This window comes from Enterobacter cloacae complex sp. IR5384 (assembly GCF_049237265.1).
GTDB classification, from domain to species: domain Bacteria; phylum Pseudomonadota; class Gammaproteobacteria; order Enterobacterales; family Enterobacteriaceae; genus Enterobacter; species Enterobacter cloacae.
On the sequence record NZ_JBMKHJ010000118.1, the window covers coordinates 1 to 609 of the forward strand.

2 tRNA genes and 1 rRNA gene are annotated in these 609 nt (G+C 48.8%); all 3 read right to left on the bottom strand.

What is annotated here, in order from left to right:
• Nucleotides 1-221: 221 nt before the first annotated feature.
• Nucleotides 222-297 (bottom strand) — tRNA-Ala (locus tag ACOTX3_RS26135).
• A 107-nt stretch (nucleotides 298-404) separates the two neighbouring features.
• Nucleotides 405-481 (bottom strand) — tRNA-Ile (locus ACOTX3_RS26140).
• A 70-nt stretch (nucleotides 482-551) separates the two neighbouring features.
• A 16S ribosomal RNA gene (locus ACOTX3_RS26145) occupies nucleotides 552-609 on the bottom strand; the annotation flags it as partial.

Here is a 609-nt window from a genome sequence, read left to right on the forward strand (position 1 = left end):
ATCGCCTCTGACTGCCAGGGCATCCACCGTGTACGCTTAGTCGCTTAACCTCACAACCCGAAGATGTTTCACTTCTGATTGCGAAAATTTGAGAGACTCGAACACACCATTAAAGATGTGTCGTTTCAATTTTCAGCTTGATCCAGATTTTTAAAGAGCAAAACTTCGCAGTGCACCTTTTCAGGTTCACTCTGAAGTTTTCTTGTGTTCGCAGTAAAAGATGGTGGAGCTATGCGGGATCGAACCGCAGACCTCCTGCGTGCAAAGCAGGCGCTCTCCCAGCTGAGCTATAGCCCCATCGTTTGCAAACCTCTGTACCGGTAATTTTTCCTGAGACAAGGCGTGGTAACGCGACGCATACATCAGTATGTGAGCGTTGCCGCAACGCAGTATCAGGGAAAATTTGGTAGGCCTGAGTGGACTTGAACCACCGACCTCACCCTTATCAGGGGTGCGCTCTAACCACCTGAGCTACAAGCCTGTAGAGGTTTTTTACTGCTGTTTTTCATCAGACAATCTGTGTGAGCACTACAAAGGCAGGTTCTTTAAGGTAAGGAGGTGATCCAACCGCAGGTTCCCCTACGGTTACCTTGTTACGACTTCACCCCA